Source organism: Pseudomonas sp. AK-TSAG1-1 (assembly GCF_056821665.1).
The window spans coordinates 868197-892219 of record NZ_CM165965.1 but is presented as its reverse complement, the minus strand read 5'-3'; the positions used below and the strand labels follow the sequence as shown (position 1 = coordinate 892219).

At 62.0% G+C, this 24023-nt stretch carries 22 protein-coding genes; 5 read left to right on the top strand and 17 right to left on the bottom strand.

The features are described 5' to 3' along the window. Window positions 1-12: 12 nt before the first annotated feature. The 4 genes from AC1UK9_RS03885 to AC1UK9_RS03870 form a co-directional block, all read right to left on the bottom strand. Window positions 13-1308 carry a phospholipase gene (locus AC1UK9_RS03885; RefSeq protein WP_482579490.1) on the bottom strand — a complete coding sequence of 432 codons (1296 nt, stop codon included), beginning with the start codon at window positions 1306-1308 and terminating at the stop codon, window positions 13-15. Window positions 1309-1549: 241 nt separating this feature from the next. Next, window positions 1550-3118: an FGGY-family carbohydrate kinase gene (locus tag AC1UK9_RS03880; RefSeq protein ID WP_029977620.1), complete on the bottom strand. Its 1569-nt coding sequence runs from the start codon at window positions 3116-3118 to the stop codon at window positions 1550-1552. Between the two features lie 20 nt (window positions 3119-3138). Next, window positions 3139-4734, bottom strand: a complete 1596-nt coding sequence (locus AC1UK9_RS03875) for a glycerol-3-phosphate dehydrogenase/oxidase (RefSeq protein ID WP_482579489.1) — start codon at window positions 4732-4734, stop codon at window positions 3139-3141. 5 nt (window positions 4735-4739) lie between these two features. Next, window positions 4740-6335 carry an FAD-binding oxidoreductase gene (locus AC1UK9_RS03870; RefSeq protein WP_482579488.1) on the bottom strand — a complete coding sequence of 532 codons (1596 nt, stop codon included), beginning with the start codon at window positions 6333-6335 and terminating at the stop codon, window positions 4740-4742. A gap of 211 nt (window positions 6336-6546) precedes the next feature. On the opposite strand from AC1UK9_RS03870, the gene gliR reads away from it, so the two are divergent. After that, entirely contained in the window at window positions 6547-7563 is a 1017-nt protein-coding gene (gliR, locus tag AC1UK9_RS03865; RefSeq protein ID WP_025110529.1) for an AraC family transcriptional regulator GliR, read from the top strand. Between the two features lie 175 nt (window positions 7564-7738). Here gliR and AC1UK9_RS03860 read toward each other — a convergent pair whose 3' ends face one another. The 7 genes from AC1UK9_RS03860 to mdaB all read right to left on the bottom strand — a co-directional run bounded on the left by AC1UK9_RS03860 (window position 7739) and on the right by mdaB (window position 14989). Continuing rightward, window positions 7739-8107, bottom strand: coding sequence for a glyoxalase superfamily protein (locus AC1UK9_RS03860; RefSeq protein ID WP_482579487.1), 369 nt, complete (start codon window positions 8105-8107; stop codon window positions 7739-7741). Between the two features lie 118 nt (window positions 8108-8225). Beyond that, window positions 8226-9683: an N-acyl-D-amino-acid deacylase family protein gene (locus AC1UK9_RS03855; protein ID WP_482579486.1), complete on the bottom strand. Its 1458-nt coding sequence runs from the start codon at window positions 9681-9683 to the stop codon at window positions 8226-8228. Between the two features lies 1 nt (window position 9684). Next, entirely contained in the window at window positions 9685-10545 is an 861-nt protein-coding gene (locus AC1UK9_RS03850; protein ID WP_042557552.1) for a MurR/RpiR family transcriptional regulator, read from the bottom strand. Window positions 10546-10560: 15 nt separating this feature from the next. Beyond that, complete coding sequence (locus AC1UK9_RS03845; RefSeq protein WP_482579485.1) at window positions 10561-11910, bottom strand: GntP family permease; 1350 nt, start codon at window positions 11908-11910, stop codon at window positions 10561-10563. Between the two features lie 430 nt (window positions 11911-12340). Continuing rightward, window positions 12341-13234: an NAD-dependent epimerase/dehydratase family protein gene (locus AC1UK9_RS03840; RefSeq protein WP_482579484.1), complete on the bottom strand. Its 894-nt coding sequence runs from the start codon at window positions 13232-13234 to the stop codon at window positions 12341-12343. 103 nt (window positions 13235-13337) lie between these two features. Further along, on the bottom strand, window positions 13338-14249 hold the full coding sequence (locus AC1UK9_RS03835) for a LysR family transcriptional regulator (RefSeq protein ID WP_025110535.1): 912 nt from the start codon (window positions 14247-14249) through the stop codon (window positions 13338-13340). A 149-nt stretch (window positions 14250-14398) separates the two neighbouring features. Further along, window positions 14399-14989 carry an NADPH:quinone oxidoreductase MdaB gene (mdaB, locus tag AC1UK9_RS03830; RefSeq protein ID WP_473014412.1) on the bottom strand — a complete coding sequence of 197 codons (591 nt, stop codon included), beginning with the start codon at window positions 14987-14989 and terminating at the stop codon, window positions 14399-14401. 182 nt (window positions 14990-15171) lie between these two features. Between mdaB and AC1UK9_RS03825 the strand changes: the two genes are divergently transcribed. After that, on the top strand, window positions 15172-15486 hold the full coding sequence (locus tag AC1UK9_RS03825) for a putative quinol monooxygenase (RefSeq protein WP_025110537.1): 315 nt from the start codon (window positions 15172-15174) through the stop codon (window positions 15484-15486). On the opposite strand, the gene AC1UK9_RS03820 is transcribed toward AC1UK9_RS03825, so the two are convergent. Beyond that, window positions 15476-16240 (bottom strand): sulfite exporter TauE/SafE family protein, encoded by a 765-nt coding sequence (locus tag AC1UK9_RS03820; protein WP_473014411.1) that lies wholly within the window; start codon window positions 16238-16240, stop codon window positions 15476-15478. The genes AC1UK9_RS03825 and AC1UK9_RS03820 overlap by 11 nt on opposite strands. Window positions 16241-16454: 214 nt before the next feature. Here AC1UK9_RS03820 and AC1UK9_RS03815 point away from each other — a divergent pair, with 214 nt between their 5' ends. Together AC1UK9_RS03815 and AC1UK9_RS03810 are read left to right on the top strand one after the other, a co-directional pair. Beyond that, entirely contained in the window at window positions 16455-17336 is an 882-nt protein-coding gene (locus AC1UK9_RS03815; RefSeq protein ID WP_025110539.1) for a LysR substrate-binding domain-containing protein, read from the top strand. 265 nt (window positions 17337-17601) lie between these two features. Further along, on the top strand, window positions 17602-17952 hold the full coding sequence (locus AC1UK9_RS03810) for a cupin domain-containing protein (RefSeq protein WP_003221437.1): 351 nt from the start codon (window positions 17602-17604) through the stop codon (window positions 17950-17952). Window positions 17953-18046: 94 nt separating this feature from the next. Here AC1UK9_RS03810 and mmsB read toward each other — a convergent pair whose 3' ends face one another. Together mmsB and AC1UK9_RS03800 are read right to left on the bottom strand one after the other, a co-directional pair. Beyond that, window positions 18047-18934, bottom strand: a complete 888-nt coding sequence (mmsB, locus tag AC1UK9_RS03805) for a 3-hydroxyisobutyrate dehydrogenase (RefSeq protein ID WP_482579483.1) — start codon at window positions 18932-18934, stop codon at window positions 18047-18049. A gap of 9 nt (window positions 18935-18943) precedes the next feature. Beyond that, the gene (locus tag AC1UK9_RS03800; protein ID WP_482579482.1) at window positions 18944-20470 is read right to left on the bottom strand and encodes a CoA-acylating methylmalonate-semialdehyde dehydrogenase; all 1527 of its coding nucleotides are present in this window, start codon (window positions 20468-20470) and stop codon (window positions 18944-18946) included. Between the two features lie 149 nt (window positions 20471-20619). Between AC1UK9_RS03800 and AC1UK9_RS03795 the strand changes: the two genes are divergently transcribed. Further along, complete coding sequence (locus AC1UK9_RS03795; protein WP_482579481.1) at window positions 20620-21567, top strand: LysR family transcriptional regulator; 948 nt, start codon at window positions 20620-20622, stop codon at window positions 21565-21567. On the opposite strand, the gene yfiB is transcribed toward AC1UK9_RS03795, so the two are convergent. Genes yfiB through yfiR form a run of 3 tightly spaced genes read right to left on the bottom strand, consistent with a single transcriptional unit; the run spans window position 21564 to window position 23904 of the window. After that, complete coding sequence (yfiB, locus tag AC1UK9_RS03790) at window positions 21564-22019, bottom strand: outer membrane lipoprotein YfiB (protein ID WP_177327331.1); 456 nt, start codon at window positions 22017-22019, stop codon at window positions 21564-21566. The genes AC1UK9_RS03795 and yfiB overlap by 4 nt on opposite strands. 44 nt (window positions 22020-22063) lie before the next feature. After that, window positions 22064-23332: a diguanylate cyclase DgcN/YfiN gene (dgcN, locus tag AC1UK9_RS03785; protein ID WP_025110544.1), complete on the bottom strand. Its 1269-nt coding sequence runs from the start codon at window positions 23330-23332 to the stop codon at window positions 22064-22066. Further along, window positions 23329-23904 carry a regulatory sequestration protein YfiR gene (yfiR, locus tag AC1UK9_RS03780; RefSeq protein WP_025110545.1) on the bottom strand — a complete coding sequence of 192 codons (576 nt, stop codon included), beginning with the start codon at window positions 23902-23904 and terminating at the stop codon, window positions 23329-23331. The genes dgcN and yfiR overlap by 4 nt, the downstream gene beginning before the upstream one ends. Window positions 23905-24023: the final 119 nt, after the last annotated feature.

Below are 24023 nucleotides of genomic sequence, written 5' to 3'. Positions count from 1 at the left end.
GGTGCAATACCGCTATGGCCGGGGCGCCAGTCCGGCGCTCACATACATCCGGCTGTGCGCGCCGAAATGCCCGAGCAATCTGAACAACTGCTGATTGAGCGCCGGATGCTCGAACGTCTCGCGCTGCAACTGATTGCCGCTGCTGAAATCGCTGGTCACAGGCGCCGTCTCCAGCCATTGACCGATGGCTGCATCAAACGCGGCGGCGTCGTCGACCGACTCGGCGCTGACCACGTCGCGCAAGTAGTCCACCGAGTACGGCGGATACCTTTTGTCCTGCGCCACATCGGCGTAGGCAGCGAGCATCGGATGCGGCTGACCGGCTCGTAGCAGGCGCCGCAGCCAGGTCGCCTGGTACTTCTCGATTTCCATGTGGCGGGTGGCGACGCGTTCGATGGAGGCTTGTTTGTCATCCGCAAAACCGGCCAGCGCCTTGCCTTCCAGCAACAACAGGCTGGGCAGCTCGACCCCGGGCAATGGCTTGGCGTGATAGGGCTGAGTGAGGTCCTGCACGTGGTGCACGCCCCAACCAAGAAAGCGGTAGCCCCAGTAGGGATGACCCGTGGCGAAGGCCAGTCGCGCCAGGCCCATGTACTGATAGGCACGCCAGTCGGGCCAACTGCGCTGAAGAAATCCGGCGGCTGCATACACCACCGGGCTCTCATGGAAAAAGCCCATGTGGAACGGCGCCTGCGAGCTGTACTGAAAACGCGCATCGCCAAACGGCTGCGCGCCGAAGCCGTACAGCGCGCCGACCTCGCCGAGGTTGTCACTGAACAGGTTGATGTCGTGGCCGTAGTCCGGCTCGTCGGCGGCACTCGCCAATACCGCCAGCGCCGCGACTTTTTCGCCGTCCACCACGCGAATAAAACGCTGACGATTCCATGGCGAAAGCGTCTGCTCGACCATCACCTGATCGGCACTGAGATGTTCGCGCTCGGGCATGTCTTGACCCGGCAGCGGCTGAATGACCATCGCCAGATAAATGCGCGGATTGAGCCGCAACGCAGTGAGAAAGTCGTGGCGCAGATTGTCACCTGGCACGGCGGGCAGCTGCAGATTGTCGGGGCGCGGCGGGTACTGGGCGAAGTGCTCGCGGGCGAAGCTTTCCTGTTGCTCCAGTAGTGCCACCACGGCTGGATACTGCTCGGTGAGAAAGCGCTCCAGCGGCTCAACCTCTACCGGCGGCGCATCACGCAAGGCCGGCAGTTCCTGCAACGCCAGATAGCTGCCCACCGTGTGGTTCGACCAGCCCCACGCCGTCGGGGCCACTGCACAAAGCAGCAACAGGAGAAATGTCAGCTTCATTGCTTTTAATTCTTATTGGATGTGCTGTGGGGGTTGAGCCTAACAACCACCCCCGGCGCTGGCACTGTCCAATCTCACCAGAAAAAGTCTCCGATAGCGCCACGCCTCGATCCGAAAGACACCACTGTGCCCTCTGGGAGCGGGCTTGCTCGCGAAGGCGGAGTGCCAGTGACATCAAGGGTGACCGACGTTACGCCTTCGCGAGCAAGCCCGCTCCCACAAGGAACTGCGTGGTGTTTTGTCAAGCGGGGTAACCGGTGATCTTGCGGATGCTCTGGTACAACGGTTTGAGCTGGCGGTACATGCGCAGGTAGACGTCTTTGTACAGCTGCTCGTAGATTTTTTGCGCCTCGGGTTGAGGGGTGAACACCGCGCCGACTCGAGTCATCGCCGCGATCGCGCTGGGGAAATCCGCGTACACCCCCAACCCCACCGCACAGCAGATCGCCGCGCCCAGCCCCGACGCCTCATACACATGCGGACGCTCCGCCGGCAGGCCGAAAATATTCGCCGTGAGCTGCATCGCCGCATCGCTCTGCGAGCCGCCGCCCGCCACCCGCAGACGCTTGATCGACACTTTCGAGCGCTTCTCGATCTTCTCCATGCCCTGACGCAACGCATACGCCAGTCCTTCCAGAATCGCCCGGTAAATGTGTGCGCGGGTGTGCACATCGCCAAAGCCGATCATCGCGCCCTTGGCTTCCACGCCCGGCTCACGAATCCCCGGCGACCAGTAGGGTTGCAGCATCAGGCCCATCGACCCTGGCGGTACTGCCTCGACCAGTGCATCGAACAGTTGCTCGGGTTCAATGCCCTGCTCTTTCGCCTGCTGCATCTCACGCAAGCCGAACTCGTTCTTGAACCAGCTGACCATCCAGTAACCGCGATAAATCATCACCTCGCAGTTGTACTGATCCGGCACCGCCGACGGATACGGCGGAATCAGCGGGACGATTTCCAGATAGCGCGAGCGGGTGCTGGTGATCGTCGCCGTGGTGCCGTAGGACAGGCACACGGTGCCCCCATCGACTACGCCGGAACCGACCACTTCGCAAGCCTTGTCGGCGCCCGCCGCAATCAGCGGCAACCCTTCGGGAATCCCGGTGTGGCGGCTGGCCTGCGCGGTAATGTAGCCAAGGGTTTCACCGGGCTTGTGCAGGCTCGGCAACTGCTCGGGACGCACCGCCAGCGCCTGCCATTTCCAGTCACTCGGCGCGGCCCATTTCAGGCGTTTGAAATCGAACGGCAAGTAGCCGACGCAACACCCCACCGAATCGACAAAGCGTCCGCACAGACGATGGGTGAGAAACCCTGAGAGCAGCAAAAACTTGTCGGTCGCCGCCCATACCTCAGGCTGATGTCGCGCGATCCAGTTGGCCTCGGCCTGGGCGCGAAAATAATCCACCGTGGCCTGCGCGCCGACCAGTTTGAACAGCCAGCCCCACGGCCCCTTGATCCCGCCTTCGACTTCGCTCTGGCGCTGATCTAGCCACAGAATCGCCGGACGCAACGGCGTGCCCTCGGCATCGACATTGATCACCGTGCCGCGTTGAGTGGTCAGCGACACCCCGGCAATCTGCGCGCGATCAATCCCGGTTTGCGCCCACACCTGCTGACAGGCCTCGCCGAGTTTCGCCCAGTAATATTCCGGATCCTGCTCGGCCCAACCCGGCTGCGTCGAGTAATAGGCCTGCAACTCGACCTTGCCTTTGCCGAGCAGATTACCCTGCAAATCGAAGAGCAGCGCGCGCACGCTCTGAGTGCCATTGTCGATCGCCAGCAGGTAACGCTTGTTCGGGTGGTTATCCATGGAGCTCTCTTCAAGGGGCATCAAGGCGTGGCATCCGGCAAACCGTGATGGCGTTGCCACAACGCCCGGTAACGCTGCAGCTCTTGCTGCCAGTGTGCATCGTCCCAGCCCAGCCGTGGCTGGCAGAGTTGGCGGATGGCTGCGAAGTGATCTTCGCTACCGCGCGCCAGCAACAGACCCAGACGGGTGCGACGCAACAGCAGATCATCGAGGTGCAGGACCATTTCCGCTTCACAGGCAAAGGCCAGTTCTGCCCACAAAGTGTCGGTGTGGCCGACGGTATCGTGGCCCAACTCGGCGATCAGTTGCGCCAGCCTCGGCAGGTCACGGCCATGTCGTCCGGCCAGGCGTCGCCATTGCTGAGGGCTGAGTCCGGGAATGCTCAGCGGCGCAACGCCAGCGAACACCGGCGCCGCATCATCCTCGAAATGACGGCCGAGCATGCCGGCACAAGCCTTGAGCACTTCGATGGCTTGCGGGCGAAAGGTCGTCAGTTTGCCGCCGGCCAGGGTCACGCAACCCGGCTCCTGCCACAGCACATGTTCACGGGTTTCGTTCGACGGCTTGCCTTGCTGCTCACCCGCCGCGCTGCCCACCACCGGGCGTACGCCCGACCAGGTCGACAGCACATCGGCAGCGCTCACTTCGGCTCCGGGAAATTGTTGCTGGCAAGCGGCGAGCAGATAGTCCAGTTCTTCTGCGCTGATGCTCGCACTCTGATCCAGATTCTCGCGGTGATCGAGATCCGTAGTGCCGACCACTGTCGCCCCTTCCCAAGGGAAAACGAACACCGGCCGCCGATCCCGCTCATGCAGAAAGGTAAACGCCTGCGCCACCGGCAAGCGCCAGCCCGGCAGCAGCAGATGGCTGCCACGCAATGGCCGCAGTTGTCGCGGCGACTCAGGCAAGTGCAGGCGTTCGGCCCACGCACCGGTCGCCACCGCCAGCACGCCGCAGCGCAATTGCAGCGATCCACCGGCTTCGCAGTCCTCGATCTGCACCCCGCACACGCGCCTGTCTTCGCGCCGCAACTGTTCAACGCGCACCCCGTTGAGCACCACCGCGCCATCGGCCCGCGCTTCGCTCAGCACGCGCATCACCAGCCGTGCATCATCGGTCAGCGCATCGACAAAACAGGTGCCGCCGAGCAGGTTGTCTTCCTTGACCCCCGGCGCCATAAAACGCAGTTGTTGCGCGTCATGAAAACGATGGCTGCGCCGTCCGGCCAACGCGTCGTAAACCGACAACAAGCCACCGAGCACACGCGGCCCGGGAAAGCCGCCGCGATAGTGCGGCATCATGAAACTCATCGGTTCCACCAGTCCCGGCGCTTCGTCGAGCAGGCGTTGACGTTCGCGCACCGAGTCGCGGGTCAGGCGCCACTGGCCCTTGGCGATGTAGCGCAAACCGCCGTGGACCATTTTCGACGATCGGCTGGAGGTGCCCCAGGCGAAATCCCGTTGTTCCAGCAACAGGCAGCGCCAGCCACGCCGTGCAGCTTCGCGCAGGATGCCGGCACCGCTGATACCGCCTCCGATGACGATCAGATCCCAGGTTTGCGCCGCCAGCGTCGGCAAGGTGTGCTGGCGCCATGCGGCGTTCCAGTCCGGGTTCATGGCCATTACTCCGGCAACAGCGTGCCGGGATTGAGGCGCCCGGCCGGATCGAAGTGCTTGCTCAGCGCCTGCAAAGTGTCCATCGCCAGCGCACCTTTTTCGCGCAGCAGATACGGCGCGTGATCCTTGCCGACACCATGCTGGTGACTGATGGTGCCGTGGTTGTCGACGATGGTCTGGCTGGCCGCATGCTTGAGGGCCTTCCAGCGCGCCAGCGTCGCGGGATAGTCCGCCGCCGGGCGAAACACGTAGGTGGTGTAGATGCTCGAACCTTCGCCGTAGACGTGGGACAGATGGGTGAACACGTGCACGCGTTCGCCTTCGGCGGCCAAGGCATCGCGCAGGCTGTTTTCGATCAGGTTGAGCAGGTGGTCGACGTTGCTCCAGTCGGTGGCGGTTTCGAGGGTATCGACCACGTAACCGGCGTTCCACAGGTTCTCGCGCAGGTAGGGGAAACGGAAGCGGTTCTGCGCCCACTTCTTGCCAAGCAAAGTGCCGGTGAACACGCCGCCAAAGGCTTTCAGATGCTGCCGGGCTTGCGTCAATGACAGCGCGTTCTGCCGACGATTGCCGGTCACGCCGAAGGTCAGCAGGCACTTGCCCTCACCGGCGCCGCGCAGGCTCAGATACTTTTCCAGCCAGGCGATCTGCTGCGGATGGCCGGCCAGCGCCAGCTGAGTTTCAGTCTCCACCGCATTCGACAGACGCAGCATCGACAGCGGTACCCGCGCCTGCGCCAACTGGCGGATCGCTTGCAGCGCCTTGCTCCAACCGGGCAGGAACACGCCGTAGAAACGCTCATCGGCGGGCAGCGGACTGACCCGCACCTTGACCTCGGAAATGATCCCGAAACGGCCTTCACAACCGAGCACCACTTCACGCAGATCAGGCCCCGCCGCCGAAGCCGGAAAGGTCGGGATTTCCAAGGGGCCGGCGAAGGTTTCCAGCGTGCCGCCGGCGAACAATTGCTCGATGCGCCCGTAGCGCAACGACTGCTGACCACTGGAGCGACTGGCGACCCAACCGCCGAGCGTCGACAGTTCCCACGACTGCGGGAAATGCCCGAGCGTGTAACCCTTGGCGCGCAGTTGACTTTCGACTTGCGGGCCACTGGCGCCGGGGCCAAACGTCGCCAATTGGCTGGCCTCGTCGAGGTCGGTCAGGCGATTCATCCGCGCCAGCGACACCGTCACCACCGGCCGCGCCGAATCCGGCGGGTTGATGTGCCCGGCCACCGAGGTGCCGCCACCGTAGGGAATCAGGCACAGGTCCTGCTCATGGGCGAGTGCCAGTAATTGGCGGATCTGCTCAGCCGTTTCGGGAAACGCCACCGCGTCGGGATAGTTGCCCGGCACGCCTTCGCGCAGTGCCAGCCAGTCCGGTAGGCTCTGGCCCCGCGCATGCAACAGACGGTCATGGGCGTCGACGCTGTACAAGGCGTGCTGCCCCAGCCGCGAGACCGGCACCCGCGCCAATGCCTCTTCCAGCGTGGCATCGGGCAGCGCGCGCCCGACCCCCAACCGTTCATGGAGAAAACTCGCGCCCTGGGCCGGCAGTTCGACCACCGTGGTTGCATCTCCCCAGCCGTTCCAGCGTCGCATGCGTGTGTCCTTCTTATGCAGTCTGATCAGTGATGTGGCAGGCCTCCATACTAGTCAGCGGCCGAAAAGTGTCACGGTCGCATCCGGCCAGTTCGAGTAGCCAATTGAGTCAAACGTCGCGCAAGTGCCAGCCATTTACTTTAGCCGTGGTTTCAAATTACCTTTCAGGCATTCATTCGCTCATGCAGGCCTTGATCAAGGGATTTGGATCATGCAATCGCTCGGCTTCACCTCCGTTCCGCCGCTGCTCAAATACGTGCGCCATGCCGAACAACTGGGCATGGCCATCGAGCCCGCGTTGGCGGCGGCCGGGTTGCAGGCGCAGCAACTGAGCGACAACAGCCTGCGTCTGCCGGGCGAAACCCATGAACGCCTGCTCGATTACTTCTGCGAGCACTCGGGCGATCCGCTGTTCGGCCTCAATGCCGCGAATTTCGTCTTGCCCAATTCCTGGAGTGTGCTCGGTTACATCACCATGAACTGCGCAACCCTGGGCGATGCCATGAGCCGGATCATGCCGTTCGAAAAACTGGTGGGGGACATGGGCGTCAGCCGCGCCGAGGTGCAGGACGGTCACGTGCATCTGATCTGGAGCTGCCGCTACGAGCGCCCGCGGATCCGTCGGCATCTGGTGGAAAACGTCCTCGGCTCATGGCTGCAATATGCACGCTGGATCGCCGACACGCAGATGTCGCCCGCCGCCGTGTGGCTGGAACACCCGCGCCCGGTGGATACCACGCAGGCGCAGTACGAACGGTTTTTCGATTGCCCGGTGCTGTTCGAGCAGCCGTATTCAGCGCTGATCGTGCCGCTGCCGTACCTGCAATTGCCGTTGCGCCAGGCCGATGCGCAATTGCTGCGCACCCTGGAAGAACACGCGATGGGCCTGATGGCGACGCTGGAGGACGCATCGTTGGAGCAGAGGGTCAAAAGCATCCTGCGCCAGTTGCTCAAGGAAGGCTTGCCGCGCAAGGAACAGGTGGCCGAGCAACTGGCGGTGTCGGTGCGTACGTTGCAGCGCCAGTTGCATCAGGCGGGGACGTCGTATCAGCAGATTCTCGATGACCTGCGTCAGGAGTTGGCCGAGCATTACCTGTTGAACAGCACACTGCCGATTCAAGACATTGCGCAGTATCTGGGGTTTACCGAGCCGAGGTCGTTTCACCGCACGTTCAAGAGCCGGCGCGGGATGCCGCCGGGGGAGTTTCGGCAGACGCATCGCGGGTGATGGTTCCGGCCTCTTCGCGAGCAAGCCCGCTCCCACAGGAGATTTATGTCGTACACAAAATCCATGTTCGCTGACGATCCAATGTGGGAGCGGGCTTGCTCGCGAAGGCGTCAGCAGCCGCACAACGTCCCACAGATAAATCGCGCTGACTGGGCCGCGACTTGTTCAGCTCGATTCAGAGACTGATCGCGTTGGTAAACACCAGCCGATTGCCGAACGGATCCGTGATCGTCATGTCCTGACTACCCCACGGCATCGCCTGGATCCCCGGGTGCGAGAACCTGTAATCCTTGGCCACCAACTGCTGTTGAAACGCCTCCAGCTCATCGGTCTCGATGCGCAACGCCGAACCCGGCGTTGCATCGCCATGATGCTCGGACAAATGCAACACGCACTCGCCACGCGACACCTGCAGATACAACGGGAAATCGGCCTCGAAACGGTGCTGCCAGTCGACCTTGAAGCCGAGGAAGTCAACGTAGAATTCCAACGCCTTGGCTTCATCGAAGATCCGCAGGATCGGGGTGGTTTTACCGAAGCTCATGGGGTGCTCCCTGACTGTTTGGCCCAAGAGTGTAGCTGGGCTGGATGTCAGCAATTCGGCTTGGCGATGGCTTTCTTTAATTGCAATGTGCCATCACTGTGACGCACTCCGCGAAATGTCAGCGAAAGTTGTTGCGCAAATCACCCTGCCGGGCCAGAAACCGCCCTTCCCGGCGGCCATTCGCCTGGCCGTCGCGATAGCTCAACACACCGTTGATCCACACGCCATCAATGCCCTGCGCCGCCCGCTGCGGGTCATTGAAATCCGCCACATCACGCACGGTCGCTGGGTCAAACAACACCAAATCGGCCCAATAACCTTCACGAATCTCGCCGCGCTCCGTCAAACCGAAACGCGCCGCCGACAGCCCGGTCATTTTGTGTACCGCAGTGTGCAGCGGAAACAGCCCGACATCGCGACTGAAATGTCCCAGCACCCGTGGGAAAGCGCCCCACAAGCGCGGGTGCGGAAACGGGTCTTCCGGCAGCCCGTCGGAGCCGACCATCGACAGCGGATGGGCAAGGATGCGTCTGACATCCGCCTCGTCCATGCCGTAGTACACCGCGCCGGCCGGCTGCAGGCGCCTGGCCGCTTCAAGCAGCGGTACATTCCATTCAGCGGCGATGTCGATCAGGTCGCGCCCGCTGACGTGCGGGTGCGGCGTCGACCAGGTGATGGTGATGCGGTGGGCATCGGTGACTTGCTTCAGATCCAGCGTCGACGAGCTCGCCGCGTAGGGATAACAATCGCAACCCACGTGCTGGGTTTTCGCTGCTTCTTCCAGCGACGCCAACAATTGCGGACTACGCCCCCAGTTACCGGCACCGGCACATTTGAGGTGGGAAATGATCACCGGAGACCGTGAATGGCGTCCGATGCTGAACGCCTCCTCCATCGCCTCCAGCACCGGTTCGAACTCACTGCGCAGGTGCGTGGTGTACACCGCACCGAACGCGGTCAGCTCTTCGGTCAATTGTTTCACTTCATCAGTGGAAGCATTGAACGCGCTGGCGTACGCCAGCCCTGTGGATAACCCGAGCGCACCCGCTTCAAGGCTTTCGCGCAATTGCTCACGCATCGCGCCGATCTCTTCTGGCGTGGCGCTGCGGAACAAGTCGTCGAGGTGATTGCTGCGCAGCGCTGTGTGACCGACAAGCGCGGCGACGTTCAACGTGGTCTCCGCCGCTTCGACCGCCGCGCGGTAATCGCTGAAACGCGGGTAAACGAACGCGGTCGCCGTACCGAGCAGGTTCATCGGATCCGGCGGATTGCCCTTCAACGTCACCGGCGACGCACTGATCCCGCAGTTACCGACAATCACCGTGGTCACGCCTTGGCTGAGCTTGGGCAGCATTTCGGGTTGGCGGATAACCACGGTGTCATCGTGGGTGTGCACATCAATGAAACCCGGCGCCAGCACGCGACCGGTGGCGTCGATTTCCTCAGTGGCACGAGCATCCTGCAGGTCGCCAATGCGCTCGATGCGGCCATTGAAAATCGCCACATCGGCGCGGTAACCGGGCGTGTTGCTGCCATCGATGATCAGGGCGTTGCGAATCAGCGTGTCGTACAGCATGTCAGTCTCCCAGCGGCAGGTGATCGTCGCCGCCACGGTATTCGTCGAGGGCGAGTTTGATCCGCCGCAGACGCTCTTGATTGTCTTCAGGGCTGGCCAGCGCCAGCTCGGTGGCGAGCACGTCGATGGCGAGCAGCATGCCGTAGCGCGCCGCGGTCGGTTTGTAGATGAACGAGGTTTCCGCGCCTTGCAGCGGCAGGACGATGTCGGCCAGTTCGGCCAGCGGCGAATCGGCGCGGGTGATGGCAAGGATGCGGGCGCCGTAGTTGCGCGCCAGCTCGACGGTTTCCAGCAACTCCGGGGTGATGCCGGTCAGCGAGCAGACGATCACCACTTGTTCGGCATTCAGGCTGGCGGCGGTGACGCGCATCATCACTGCGTCGTGACACACCGCAATCGGGTAGCCGAGGCGCACCAGCCGTACCTGCAACTCGTCACTGCACAGGGTCGAGCAACCGCCCATGCCGAACGCATGAATCATCCGCGCCTGGCCGAGCAATTTCACCGCGTCGGCGAAGCGTGATTCGTCGAACCCGGCCAGATGCTGACGCAGGGTGGTTTCGATATCACCGACAATCTGCCCGTAAAACGCTGACTGCTCAGGCGTGCCCGCCGGGTCGAGAAAACGGCTGCCGACGCCGCTGGCCTGAGCCAGTTGCAGGCGCAGATCACGCAGGTCGCGGCAGCCCACCGTACGAGCAAAACGCGATAGCGTGGCGGTGCTGACTTCGGCCCGTTGCGCGAGGTCTTCGAGGCTGGCGCTCGCGGCGAAACCGACGTCGTCGAGCATCAGCCGGGCGATACGCCCTTCGCCGGCGCTGAAGGAGTCCTGACGGGCGCGGATCTGATAAAGGATGTCCATGGCGACTGGCTCCGGTTACAACAGGTAAGAAAGGCCGACGGTCAGACCGAAAGCGACCAGCGAGATCAGCGTCTCGAGCACGGTCCAGGTCTTGAACGTCTGCGCGACCGTCATGTTGAAGTATTCCTTGATCAACCAGAAGCCGCCGTCGTTGACGTGGGAAAAGATAACCGACCCTGCACCGGTCGCCAGCACCAACAGCTCCGGGTGTGGATAACCCAGACCAATGGCCACCGGCGCAACCACGCCCGAAGCGGTGGTCATCGCCACGGTTGCCGAACCGGTGGCGACCCTCATCAACGCAGCGAACAGCCAGCCCATGATCAGCGGCGACAGGTGAAATTCGTGGGCCAGGCCGACGATCTGATCGGTGACACCGGCGTCCACCAGAATCCGGTTCAGACCACCGCCGGCGCCCACCAGCAAGGTGATGCTGGCGGTTGGTGCCAGGCACTCGTTGGTGAACTTGAGGATCGATTCACGGTTGAAACCCTGGACGATGCCCAGCGTCCAGAAACTCAGCAAGGTCGCCAGCAACAGCGCGATCACCGAGTTGCCGATGAACAACAGAAACTGGTTGAAGCCGCTGCCCGGCGTGGATATCAGGTTGGCCCAGCCCCCCATCAGCATCAGCACCACTGGCAACAGAATGGTCGCCATGGTGACGCCGAACCCCGGCAGTTTGTCGCGGGGTTCGCGGTCGAGGAACTGCTTTTCCAGCGGATTATTCGCCGGCAACTGAATACGCGGCACGATGAACCTGGCGTACAGGGGGCCTGCGATGATCGCCGTCGGAATACCGATGGCAATCGCATACAGCAAGGTCTGCCCGACCGACGCCTGATAGGCCTGCACCGCGAGCATCGCCGCCGGATGCGGTGGCACCAGCGCATGCACCACTGACAGGCCGGCGACCATCGGCAAACCGACCATCAGAATCGACACGCCCACCCGCCGCGCGACGGTGAACGCAATCGGCACCAGCAATACAAAACCGACTTCGAAGAACAGCGGCAAGCCGACCAGAAACGCGATGCAGACCATCGCCCAGTGTGCATTCTTCTCGCCGAACCTGGCGATCAGCGTGCGCGCCATCTGCTCCGCGCCGCCGGACTCGGCCATCATCTTGCCGAGCATCGTTCCCAGCGCCACCACCAGCGCAATATGCCCCAGCGTCTTGCCCACCCCGGCCTCATACGCCCCCACGACCCCTGACGGCGACATCCCCGCCACCAACGCCAGCCCAATGGAAATCAGGGTGATGACAATGAACGGGTTGAGCCGGTAACGGGCGATCAACACGATCAGCGCGATGATGGCGACGGCGGCATAAACCAACAGCCAATAGCCGAAGGAAGGCGTCATGCGGTACTCCTCGAAAGGGTCACGTTCGAATGGGTTGTGAAACTCATAAATCATTTCGAGATCGAGTTTTCAAACCGCATGAAAGTAATTTTCGTGGAGAGGTAAGGCGTGTCGCTGATGGGTATGTCTTGTCGCGATTAATGAAAATCGTGGGGCCGGATTTACATCCCGCTCAGGCAAACACAAATCAAACTGTGGGAGCAGGCTTGCTCGCGAAGGGGACGATATATTCAACATTTCTACCAACTGACCCAGCGCTTTCGCGAGCAGGCTCGCTCCCACAGGTTGATTGCATTCCGTCAGTCAGAATGCGGCCTAACTGTGGGAGCGGGCTTGCTCGCGAAGGGGCCGTTACATTCAATATTTCTACCAACTGATCCAGCGCATTCGCGAGCAGGCTCGCTCCTACAGGTGGTGGGTGTTCGATGAGTTACACCATTTCGTTACGAATCCAATCCACCACCGACGTGCGCTTCGGCGCCCAGCCCAGCAGTTCACGGGCGTGTTTGCCGCGTACACGGCTGTTGGAGCCCAGACCGTAGTTGGCCATTTCGTAGCCCCATTCGGCTTCGGCGTCTTTGAGCGGCCAGTCTTGTGGCTCGCCGAGGTTCAAGGCTTGGGCCATGGCGGTGGTCATGTCGATGAACGAGGCTTCGCCGCTTTCGACGAAGTAGAAGGTGCCCGGTACGTTTCTGGTCAGCGCCAGCAGGTACAGGGCGACGACGTCCTCGATGTGCACGTTGGACCAGATGTTCTGCCCAGTGCCGACGTGGCGCACCACACCGCTTTTACGTGCCTGCTTCAGCAGACGCGGCAACTGCACGCTGTCGCGATGCACACCCAGGCTGTGGCCGTAGATCAGGGTGTTGCAGATCACCGCCGAGTTCACCCCGTCCTTCGCCGCGGCGAGGATCAGGTTGTCGATCGCGACGCGGGCAGCCTTGTCGACAGTCGGCTCCGGTAGATTGTCTTCGTAATAGATGACGTCGCTGGACTTGCCGCCCGACGCATCGCCGACGATGCTCGAACCGCTGGTATGCAGGAACACTTTGTTCGAACCGCGCAGGGCATCGAGCAACGCTTCGACCGCACCGCGATGGTCACTGCTCGCAGCATTGATCACCGCATCAGCGGCGCGGGCCTGTTCGGCCAGCAGCGCACTGTCTTCGAGAGTGCCGATCACTGCGTTGATGCCCAATGCCTTGAGTTCATCAGCCTGCTCGGCGCTGCGCACCAGGCCCGTGACATTGTGCCCGGCCTGGACCAGACCGGTGGCGATCGAGCCGCCGATGAATCCGGCGGCGCCGGTGATGAATACGTTCATGAAGAAACTCCCTGCGTGAGTAAGTGATGCAGCGAGTATCGACCGCTGACCCGGGTGGAAAAACCCGTCCTCACCCAATTCACTCTTGCGCAGAGGTCACGAATCAACCCTTGAAATCAGCGCTGGCGTAAGCCGCGAGTTTGCTCTGGATGAAGTCGAGGAAGCACTGAATGCGCAGCGCCAGTTGCGAGTTACGGTAGTAAACGGCGTTGATCGGCTGGCGATACCCGCTGTTGAACTCCGCCAGCAGCACCTTGAGGCGTCCGGCGCGGATGTCGTCGATGGTCATGAAATGCGACAGGCAGGCGATACCCTGCCCTTCCAGCGCCAGATGGCGCACGGTCTCGCCACTGGAGGCGCTGATCGCCGGGGTGATCGGCCAGCGGTCACCGTGCACGTAACGCAGCGGCCACTGGTTGAGGCCTTCGTTGTGGGTGAAACCGAGCAGGGTGTGTTCGCTCAGCTGCGCGACTTGCTGCGGCGCACCGTGCTTGTGCAGATACGCCGGACTGGCGACGATCAGCAGCGGACTGCAACCCAGTGACCGCGCATGCAACGTGGAGTCGGCAAGGGTGCCGATGCGGATGGCGACGTCGGTGCTTTGTTCCAGCAGGTCAATGATCAGGTCATTGCTGTTGAGTTCAAGCTGGATGTCCGGATAGAGCCGCCTGAACTCGTCGATGTACGGCACGATGGCGTGCAGCATGAAGGGCGATGCGGCGTTGATCCGCAGGCGTCCGGACGGGGTTTGCTGGCGTGACGACAGACGCTCTTCGAGCGCGTCCATCTGATCGAGAATCAGCTTGGCCTGCTCGAAGAAATACTTGCCCTCTTCGGTCAGGTCCATGCGCCGTGTGGTGCGGTTGATCAGCGTGGTGTCGAGTTTGGCTTCCAGCCGCGACAACGTGCGGCTGACCGCCGACGGCGTCTGCCCGACCTGCTCGGCGGCAGCGGAAATAGAACCGCACTCGATCACGCAGACGAAAATCTGCAACTCATCGGATCTGGCTTTCACGGATATTCTCTAATCGAATGCATATTCATTGTGGTGAGGGAGCTGCCCCCGCTTTACCTCAAACGTAGGGGCGCGCTGCGCACTCCAGCGCGAGCAAGCTCTTTCGCCACAGGATTTGTCGAAGCTATTCGATAGTAGCTTGAATCACTTCAAGCCTTCAGGCCGAACACCTCTTTCAGATGCTGCTCATAGCGCGCCACATCGTTCTCGATGTTCGGACGCTTCATCACATCCACACAGAGGAACGTCGGCAAACCGCTCATGCCGAGGAACTCGTTGGCCTTGTGGAACGGGAAATACACCGCGTCCACACCCTTGGCCTCGAAAAAGTCTGTCGGGTCATCGAAGGCTTGTTGCGGCGCATTCCAGGTCAGCGACAGCATGTATTGCTTGCCCTGGATCAGGCCGCCGCTGCCGTACTTCTGCGACGAGTCGGAACGGGTACGCCCATCGCTGGCGTAGAGGCTGCCGTGGCCTTCGGTGAAGACCTCGTCGAGGTACTTTTTCACCGTCCACGGCGCGCCCATCCACCAGCCTGGCATCTGATAAATGATCACGTCGGCCCAGAGGAACTTGGCGACTTCTTCAGCGACGTCGTAGCCCTCGTCGATGCAGGTGGTTTTGACATCAACGCCGCCACGATCGAGCACGCTCAGCGCGGTTTCGTGCAGGGTGGCGTTGTAACGACCGTCGGAGTGGGCGAATTTTTTGCCGCCATTGAGCAACAACACTTTTTTCATGAGAACGCCTCGGTGCAGCCTGGGGCTGGAGGAAGATGGGAAAAGGAATGGCGGCAGGTTAACCACCCATCTCGCGCGGAATAAGCCGCGCCGGCGCAAAATACATTTGATCAAAAAGCACGAATCAAATGCCGATTGTTGCAATAGCATTCCCGGCGATCTGCATTTGAGGAGTTGTTTCGATGAGTGAACGCTACGGTTTCATCCTGCACGCCAAGACCCGCCCGGAGAAATCCGAGGCCTTCGAGGCACTGTTCCGCGCCTGCGTCGAGCCGAGCCGCGCCGAGCCCGGCTGCATCGAGTACCACATGCTGCGCGACAAGGAAGACCCGACGTTGTTCATCTTCTACGAGATCTGGGAAAGCCAGGCGCATCTGGACGTGCACTCGAACCTGCCGCACATGCGTGAATTTTTCGAAAACCGCATGGCGTACCTGGAGCGCGATTTCGATATCCGGCAGATCGACATGCTCAGTGCGTCGTCGGCTAACCGCTGATCAGCAGATGGGCGCCGAGCGCGCCCAGTCCGACAAAAAACACACGCTTGAACAGCACGGCGCTGATCCGCTGCCGCAGCCACTGCCCCAGCCACATGCCCAACATCGCCGGGATCAGCGCCAGCAGCGAGGCGCTCAATTCGCCCCCGCCCAGCGCACCGCGCCAGAACAAACCGGCGGCCAGCGCCAGGGTCGAAACCGTGAATGACAGGCCCAGCGCCTGCACCAACTGATCGCGGTTCAAACCCAGCGCTTGCAGATACGGCACTGCCGGGATCACGAACACTCCGGTGGCCGAGGTGATGACGCCGGTGATCACCCCGCACACCGGACCAAGCCACGCTTCATGCCGAGGGTCGACCTGCAGCGTCGGCAGCAGTAATCCGCTCAACGCATAGAGCAGCAACGCCGCACCCAGCCCGCGCACCACCCAATGCCCGCCCGCCATGCCGATCGACAACGTGCCGAGTGCGGTGCCAAGGAAGATCATCAGCAGCATCGGCCACAGGCGCTTGATCAACCCGCGCAAATGTCCGCCGAACGCCAGTTGCCAGACGTTGGTCAACGTTGCCGGAATGATCAGCAGTGCCGCTGCCTGTGACGGTGCCATAGCCAGACCGAGCAGGCCCATGGCGACAGTGGGCAGGCCGAGGCCGATCACACCTTTGACCAAGCCGGCCATGACGAAGGTAGTTAGGACCAGCAAAGACAAGGCCAGGCCGAGGTTTTGATAGAAATCTGCGAATGCGTTCATGGCGCTACTGTGCGCCTTGGGCAGAGGGTTGAAAATCTGCCATATACTGAGGTTACCTCTGCCAATGCAAGAGGCTGACAACAATTTTGCGGCTGATGGCTCTTTCGCGAGCAAGCCCGCTCCCACACTGGATCGGCGGCGAACACTGAACCTGTGGGAGCGGGCTTGCTCGCGAAGAGGCCAGTCCAGACATTACAAAAACCACAGGCTGCCCATGCACTTCGACCTCACCGACCTGCGCCTCTACCTGCACATCCTTGACACCGGCAACATCACCGCCGGCGCCGCCCGCAGCCATCTTTCGCTTGCCGCCGCCAGCGCGCGCATTCGCGCCATGGAGGCCTCGCTGGGCACTGACTTCCTGCAGCGCGGGCGCCGTGGCGTGACCCCGACACCGGCCGGCAAGGCACTGGCGCAGCACGCACGCATCCTGCTGCAACAGGCCGAACGCATGCAGCAGGACCTCGCCGACTACGCTCAGGGCGTCAAAGGTCAGGTGCGGCTGTTGTGCAACACCACGGCAATCACCGAATACCTGCCGGAGGTGCTCGCCGACTTCCTGCGCAGCCATCCCAACCTCGACATCGATCTGCAAGAGCTACCCAGCGCGCGCATCACGCATGCCTTGCGCCAGGGCGCAGCGGATCTCGGGATCGTCTCAGATGCCGTGGACACCACCGATTTGCAGACTCAGCCGTTTCGCGACGATCCATTGCTGCTGATCGTGCCGCTCGCTCATCCGCTTTGCGACGCCGCCGACGTCAGTTTCAGCGACGCTCTGCACCACGACTTCGTAGGTTTGAGCACCGACAGCGCACTGGCGATTTATCTCGAAGAACAGGCGTTGCACAGTGGCTCGCGGATGCAGGTACGCATTCGTGCTGACGGTTTCGACGGGGTGATGCGCATGGTCGCGCGGGGTGCCGGGCTGGCCATCGTGCCGCTGGCGGCCATCGAGCGCGCGCCAATGCGCTCATTCAAAAGCGTTGCCCTGAACGAGCCATGGGCGCGCCGTACCCTGATGCTCTGCGCCCGCGATTTCAGCGCTCTGCCGGGTTACGCCAAAGCCTTGTTGCAGGCCTTGACTCTGCCCTGAGGGGCAGACTTCATCCTTGGCGTTTTCAGCGGCAAGGAACATGACCATGGGCAAACGCATTCTGCTGATTCTCGGCCACCCCGGCGCAGCTGGAAGGTTTCGAAATCGAGCTGGAGCGGGCGCGGGTCGAATGTCCGCTTAAGAGTCTGTAACGGTTTGCGCGTTTCTGAGCAGCTCGATGTCGAGTACAGACAACTGAGCGGTGACCGGGCGCTATAGGGTGTGACTTGGTTTCTTTGCCATCCGCCCACTGCCCGGAGTTCTCATGACCGCGACCGCCCCCATCACCGTTCTGCGCGACACCCACCCGCTGCCGGTACTCGATGCCTGTAAATGGGAAAAACTCGAAGGCGATCCGCACACCGTCAACCTCAACGCCTACACCAGCGAAGACGGCAGCAAGATCATGGGCACCTGGATCTGCACGCCGGGCAAGTGGCGGGTCGACTACGTGAAGTGGGAGTACTGCCACTTCCAGGAAGGCTACTGCATCATCACCCCGGACGGCATGGCGCCGATTCACCTGCGCGCCGGCGACATCTTCGTGGTTGAGCCGGGGATGAAAGGCACTTGGGAAGTGGTCGAGACCGTGCGCAAATATTTCGTCTTCGCCTGATGCAAAAAAGCCGGGAAACCACCCGACGTGATTTCCCGGCAACACCTGCTGCATTCCGATTGGCACCACTGCTGTGGTGCCGGTGAAACTGTGATTACTGCGGCTTGCGATAGCTGTTGATGATCGCCGAGAAATCCTTGCCACCTTCTCCGCGCTGGCTCATCGCCTGATACAACTGTTGCGCCACCGCACCGAGCACCACCGGTTGGTGCGCCTGACGCGCCGCCTCAGTCGCCAGCCCCAGATCCTTGAGCATCAGTTCAGCACCGAAACCGCCGGTATACCCGCGCGAGGCCGGCGCCGTTTCGACGATGCCCGGCCACGGGTTGTACATTTCCGAACTCCAGCAACGCCCGGTCGAACTGTTGATGATGCCGGCTAGCACCGAGGTGTCGATCCCCAGCGCATCGCCCAGCGCCATGGCTTCGCTGACGCCGACCATCGAGATCGCCAGCAGCAGGTTGTTGCAGATTTTGGCGATTTGCCCGGTGCCGACTTCACCGCAATGCACGATGTTGCGCCCCATCTGTGCCAGCACCGGTTGCAGGGTGGTGAACAGCGCTGGCGTCGCGCCGACCATGAAGGTCAGCGTGCCCGCGGTCGCGCCACCGGTGCCACCGGAAACCGGTGCATCGGCCATGGCCACGCCTTGCCTGGCTGCTGCGGCCGCGACATCGCGGGCAGTCTGTGGATCGATGGTGCTGCAGTCCACCGCCGGCACGCCTTTGCCGATGCCGGCGAGCACACCGTCCTCACCGAGCCAGACGCTGCGTACATGCACCGCCGCCGGGAGCATGGTGATCACCAGTTCGGCGTCTTCGGCCGCTTCACGGGCCGAGGCGCGAATGGTCCCGCCCAGTAGCTCCAGCTCGGCCAGCACAGTCTTGTTCAGGTCCACCAGGTTCAGCGAATGGCCGGCCTTGATCAGGTTGCGCGCCATCGGCGCCCCCATGTTGCCCAGACCGATGAATGCGATTTTCATGGCCAGTCCTCAGCGCAGGTTAATGGTGGTGTTCACGCCGTCGTTGACGCTGTCGTCATCGAACCAGCGCGCCGTAACCGTTTTGGTCTGCGTGTAGAACTGCACCACTTGTTTGCCATACGGACCGAGGTCGCCGAGTTTCGAACCGCGCGAACCGGTGAAGCTGAAGAACGGCACCGGCACAGGGATCGGAATGTTGATACCGACCTGGCCAACATCGATTTCGCTCTGGAATTTACGCGCCGCTGCACCGCTCTGGGTGAACAGGCCCGTGCCGTTGCCGAACGGGTTGGCGTTGACCAGTGCAATCGCCTGATCAAGGGTGTCGACTTCCAGCACCACCAGCACCGGGCCGAAGATTTCCTGGGTGTAGATCTGCATGTCGGTAGTCACGCCCGAGAACAGGGTCGGGCCAACGAAGTTGCCTTGCTCGTAACCCGGCACCTTGATGTCGCGACCGTCCAGCTCAAGCTTGGCGCCTTCCTTGATGCCGCTTTCGATCAGGTCGAGAATCCGCGCCTTGGCTTTCTTCGAGATCACCGGGCCAACATCCGTGCCCGCCTCGCTGCCGGCGTTGACCTTGAGTTTCTGCGCCAGCGCTTTCAGATCCGGCAACCATTGTTTCGCTGCACCGACCAGCACCACCACCGAAGTGGCCATGCAACGTTGCCCGGCCGCACCGAAACCGGCCCCGACCAAGGCATTCAGCGCTTGCTCGCGATTGGCATCCGGCAGCACCACGGCGTGGTTCTTCGCGCCCATCATCGATTGCACGCGTTTGCCGTGTTTGCCGGCCAGGTCGTAAACGTGGGTGCCGACCGCAGTCGAACCGACGAACGATACCGCCTTGATGTCCTTGTGGGTGCACAGGCCATCCACCACGTCTTTACCGCCGTGAACCACGTTGAGCACGCCTGCCGGAACGCCGGCCTCGATCGCCAGCTCCACCAGCAGCACGGTCGACAGCGGGTCCTGTTCCGAAGGCTTCAAGACGAAGGTGTTACCGCAGGCAATCGCCATCGGGAACATCCACAGCGGAATCATCGCCGGGAAGTTGAACGGGGTGATGCCGGCGCACACGCCGATCGGCTGGCGCAGCGTGTAGGTATCGACGCCGCCCGCGACGTTTTCGGCGAATTCGCCCATTTGCAGCGTGCCGATGGAGCAGGCGTGCTCGACCACTTCCAGGCCACGGAAAATATCGCCCTCGGCGTCGGCAATGGTTTTGCCCTGCTCGGCGCTCAGGACTACGGCGATGCGTTTGGAATGCTCGCGGATCAGCGCCTGCAGCTTGAGCATGATGCGCATGCGTGCGCCGATCGGGGTCAGTTTCCAGGTCTGGAACGCGCGATGTGCGGCACTGATGGCGGCATCGACTTCAGCGGCAGTGGCGAACGGCACCTTGGCCAGCACTTGCTGGGTCGCCGGGTTGACGATGTCATGCCACTCGGTGGTCTGCGATTCGACCCACTCGCCGTCGATCAGCAGCTTGACCTTCTGGACCGTGGTTTCGTTGGGCGTAAGCGATGCGTTCATGCTGGTCTCCGAAACTTGTTTTTATCGTAGGAGCCAAGGCGAAAGGTTCGCCTTGAGATGAGGCGTGTGTCACGAATTGGTTGTCGGACTGTTTTTGGAGTATAGATGTGCAAACTTCTAATAAGAACGCACATATAAGCCCGTCCATCATGCAAAAAAACATCACCTCTCTGGGGTCTCTGAACTGGGATGACCTCAAGTTTTTCCTCGAAGTCGCCCGCACCCGCAAGGCCAGCACCGCGGCCAAACGGCTCGCCGTCGACTACACCACCGTGTCGCGACGCATCAGCTCGCTGGAAGCGGCATTGGGCACACTGCTGTTCGAGAAGTCGCGCACCAGCGGTTTCGTGCTGACCACCGAAGGCCAGCGTCTGCTGGGTTATGCCGAGTCGATTGAAAGCACGCTGCACATGGCTTGTGAACAGGTATCAGGCTCCGGCGTGGCACTATCGGGGCATGTGCGCATGGGCTGCACCGAGGGCTTCGGCAGCTTTTTCATCACCCCGCAGCTGAGCCATTTCGTCGACGCCTACCCGGCGATATCCGTGGACATCCTGCCGCTGCCGCACTTCATCAGCCTGTCCAAACGCGAAGCCGATATCGTCATCGCCCTGGAGCGTCCGGAACACGGGCCGTACGTCTGCTGCAAACTCTGCGACTACCGCTTGCAGCTGTATGCAACTCAGGACTACCTCGACAAACACCCACCGATCCGCCGCCCGGCAGACTTGGGCAAGCATCAATTCATCAGTTATGTGGATGACCTGGCGTTCAGCTCGGAGCTGCTCTACCTGGCTAACGTGCTGCCGGGCGCCAACGCACATCTGCGCAGCACCAGCGTGATCGCGCAGTTCGTCGCGGCACAGCAGGGCCGTTCTCTGGCGATTCTGCCGTGCTTCCTCGCCGCGCAGGACCCGCGCCTGCTGCCGGTGTTGCCCGAAGAAATCGACATCACCCGGCAGTTCTGGATGTACTGCCGGGAGGACCTGAGGAAGCTCAAGCGGATCACCCTGTTGTGGGATTACATCCGCGAGGTGACCGAGCGCAATCAGGGTCTGTTGATGGGACAGACGCGGGACATGCGATTCGCCGATTAATCGGCACTGACCACAATCGACACCCGGCGGTTTTCGGTGCGTCCGGCGGAAGTGCTGTTGGACGCCACCGGCTCGCTGCTGCCCAGCCCCTGCAACTGGATGTTTTCTTCCTTCATGCCGACCGTGGTCAGCACCTTGGCCACACTCTTGGCCCGGCGCAGTGACAGTTGTTGGTTGTAGGTTTCCTTGCCCGACGCATCGGTGTGGCCGTCGACCCGTACCCGTTCGATGCCGACACCGACCAGTGCCTTGCCGATTCGCTCGACGATATCGGTGCTCTGGCGGTTCAGGCTTTCGATATCGCTGCCAAACAGCACTTTGCCCGACAGGCCAAACTCCCAGCCCTCGTCGGTCGGCTCAAAGCCCTGTTGTTTGAGTACGGCGATCTGCGCAGGCGTCAGGCCTTTTGGCGGTGCGGTCTGGCAACCGGTCAGCGCCAGTACGGCGATCATCAGCAAGGTGGAAAACAATCGAGCGGGAAATGTAAACACGGGTATTAGCTCCTGGTTTGAAGATTGACGACCGGGTTCTCCGACCCGGCAGTGAATTGAGCGCCGCGCGACAGGCGCTTGGCCTGGTACATCGCGGCGTCGGCGGCATTGAGCAAGGCACCCGGTGTGACGCCATGATCGGGGAAAACCGCAATGCCGATACTGAGCGACGTCACCACACTGGTGTCACCCGGCAGCGCGATGGGCATGTCCATGCTGGCGAGAATCTTGTCGGCAATACGCTCGGCGTCTTCGATCTTGTGCAGCGGCGCGAGCAGCACGGCGAACTCATCACCGCCCAGCCGTGCCACCAGATCTTCCTCGCGCAGTTGCGCGCGCACCCGATTGGCGACCGCCACCAGCACCGCATCGCCGGCGGCGTGACCGAAGTTGTCATTGATGCCTTTGAAGCGATCGCTGTCGAGAAACAGCACCGCCACCCGCTCGTTGAGCTTGCTGGCATGACGCAAGGCGCGAATCAGCCGGCCCTCGAAAAACGCCCGGTTCGGCAAGCCGGTGAGGCTGTCGTGGCTGGCCTGATGGGCGAGGGTTTCGTTCTCGCTTTGCAGATGGGTCTGCCAGGATTCGAGTTCGTCGAGCAGGGCATTGAAGTCGTTGCCGAGGTTATCGAGTTCGGCGATCTGTGCCGGCGGTACGCGTCGATCCAGCGCGCGCTCGCTGCGGGCAGCGTGGGCCACCGCCGCGAGACTGCGCAACGGTCCGGTAATACCACGTAATTGCCGGCGCGCCAGATACAGCGCGACCCAGGCACTGATCGCAGTACAGAGGACGATCCCCGCCAGACCGCTCAGCAAGAAGCGCATGAGGCTGCCGCCATGACCGACCAGCAGAATGTGACCGATCTCGCGATCCTGATGCACGATCGGCAGGCTGACCGGCTTTTCCAGAACGGTGCGCGTGATCTGCATTTCAAGCTCGGAGAACAGACCGTTCTCGGGCCGCTGCCAACGCGCCAGCAACTGGCCCTGCGCATCAAAAACCTGCGCGTCCGCCACCTCTTCGGTGGACGCGATCAAGGCCAGCGCTTCAGTCGCGGCGGCCTTGTCGTTGAACACTACCGCCGCTTCCACGGTGTAACTGATCGAGCGCGCAATGAGCTGCAGGTTGTGGTCGGCGTAGACCCGCAACGCGAGAACGCCCAGCAGGGTCAGCGACACGCTGGCCATCGCCACGGCCACCAGCGCGACAGTCAAATGTCCACGGCCGATGACCGATCCCAGCGTCGGGCGGCTTCTGGAACTGAACAGTTTCATGGCGCCGCCGGTTTGCGGCGCGACAACTGCAGTACGCTCGGGTGGATGCGCACACCACTGCGGGCGACGGAGTCGAGATTGACCTCGAAGGAAACCTGCTCATCGCCGACCCGCAGGCAGAACAGGCTACCGACCGTGCACTGATCACCACCTTCACTGATACTCAGCACCGGATGACCGATCAATGATGCGAAAAGCCTGCTGCGCTCATCGGCCGTGAGCTTGCCGATGTACACCGCATCGCATTCGCTGACGATGGCCGGGTTGTCGGCCAGCAGTCGACGTACGGCGACCGGCCGACCAGTGGCCTGCGTTGTACCTTTGACCAGATCGTCGGTGTATTCCGTGGGGCCGACAATGCACAGGCGCAATTGCGCAGGTTCAACCGGCCAGCGAGCGTAGCTGAGGATGCCAAGCACGACCTGCGTCACTGCCTGGGCGCGTTGTTCGGCCAGGCCCGCCGGCGTTTGTGGCTGCGCGATGGCAGCGTCCGTCAGCAAACAGAGCAGACCGACAAGCAATGCGTGCTTGCAGCGAACCACGCGCTCTGTCGCCCAGACAGCCACCTTCATGCAGGGATTCTCTTGGATCGTACCGAAATGATGCCGCAACGATAGCACAGCGGAGTAACACCAGCGAGACAGCGGCCTCTGACCGACTGGTCAGTAATCGGCGCCAAACGCCTGTCTTT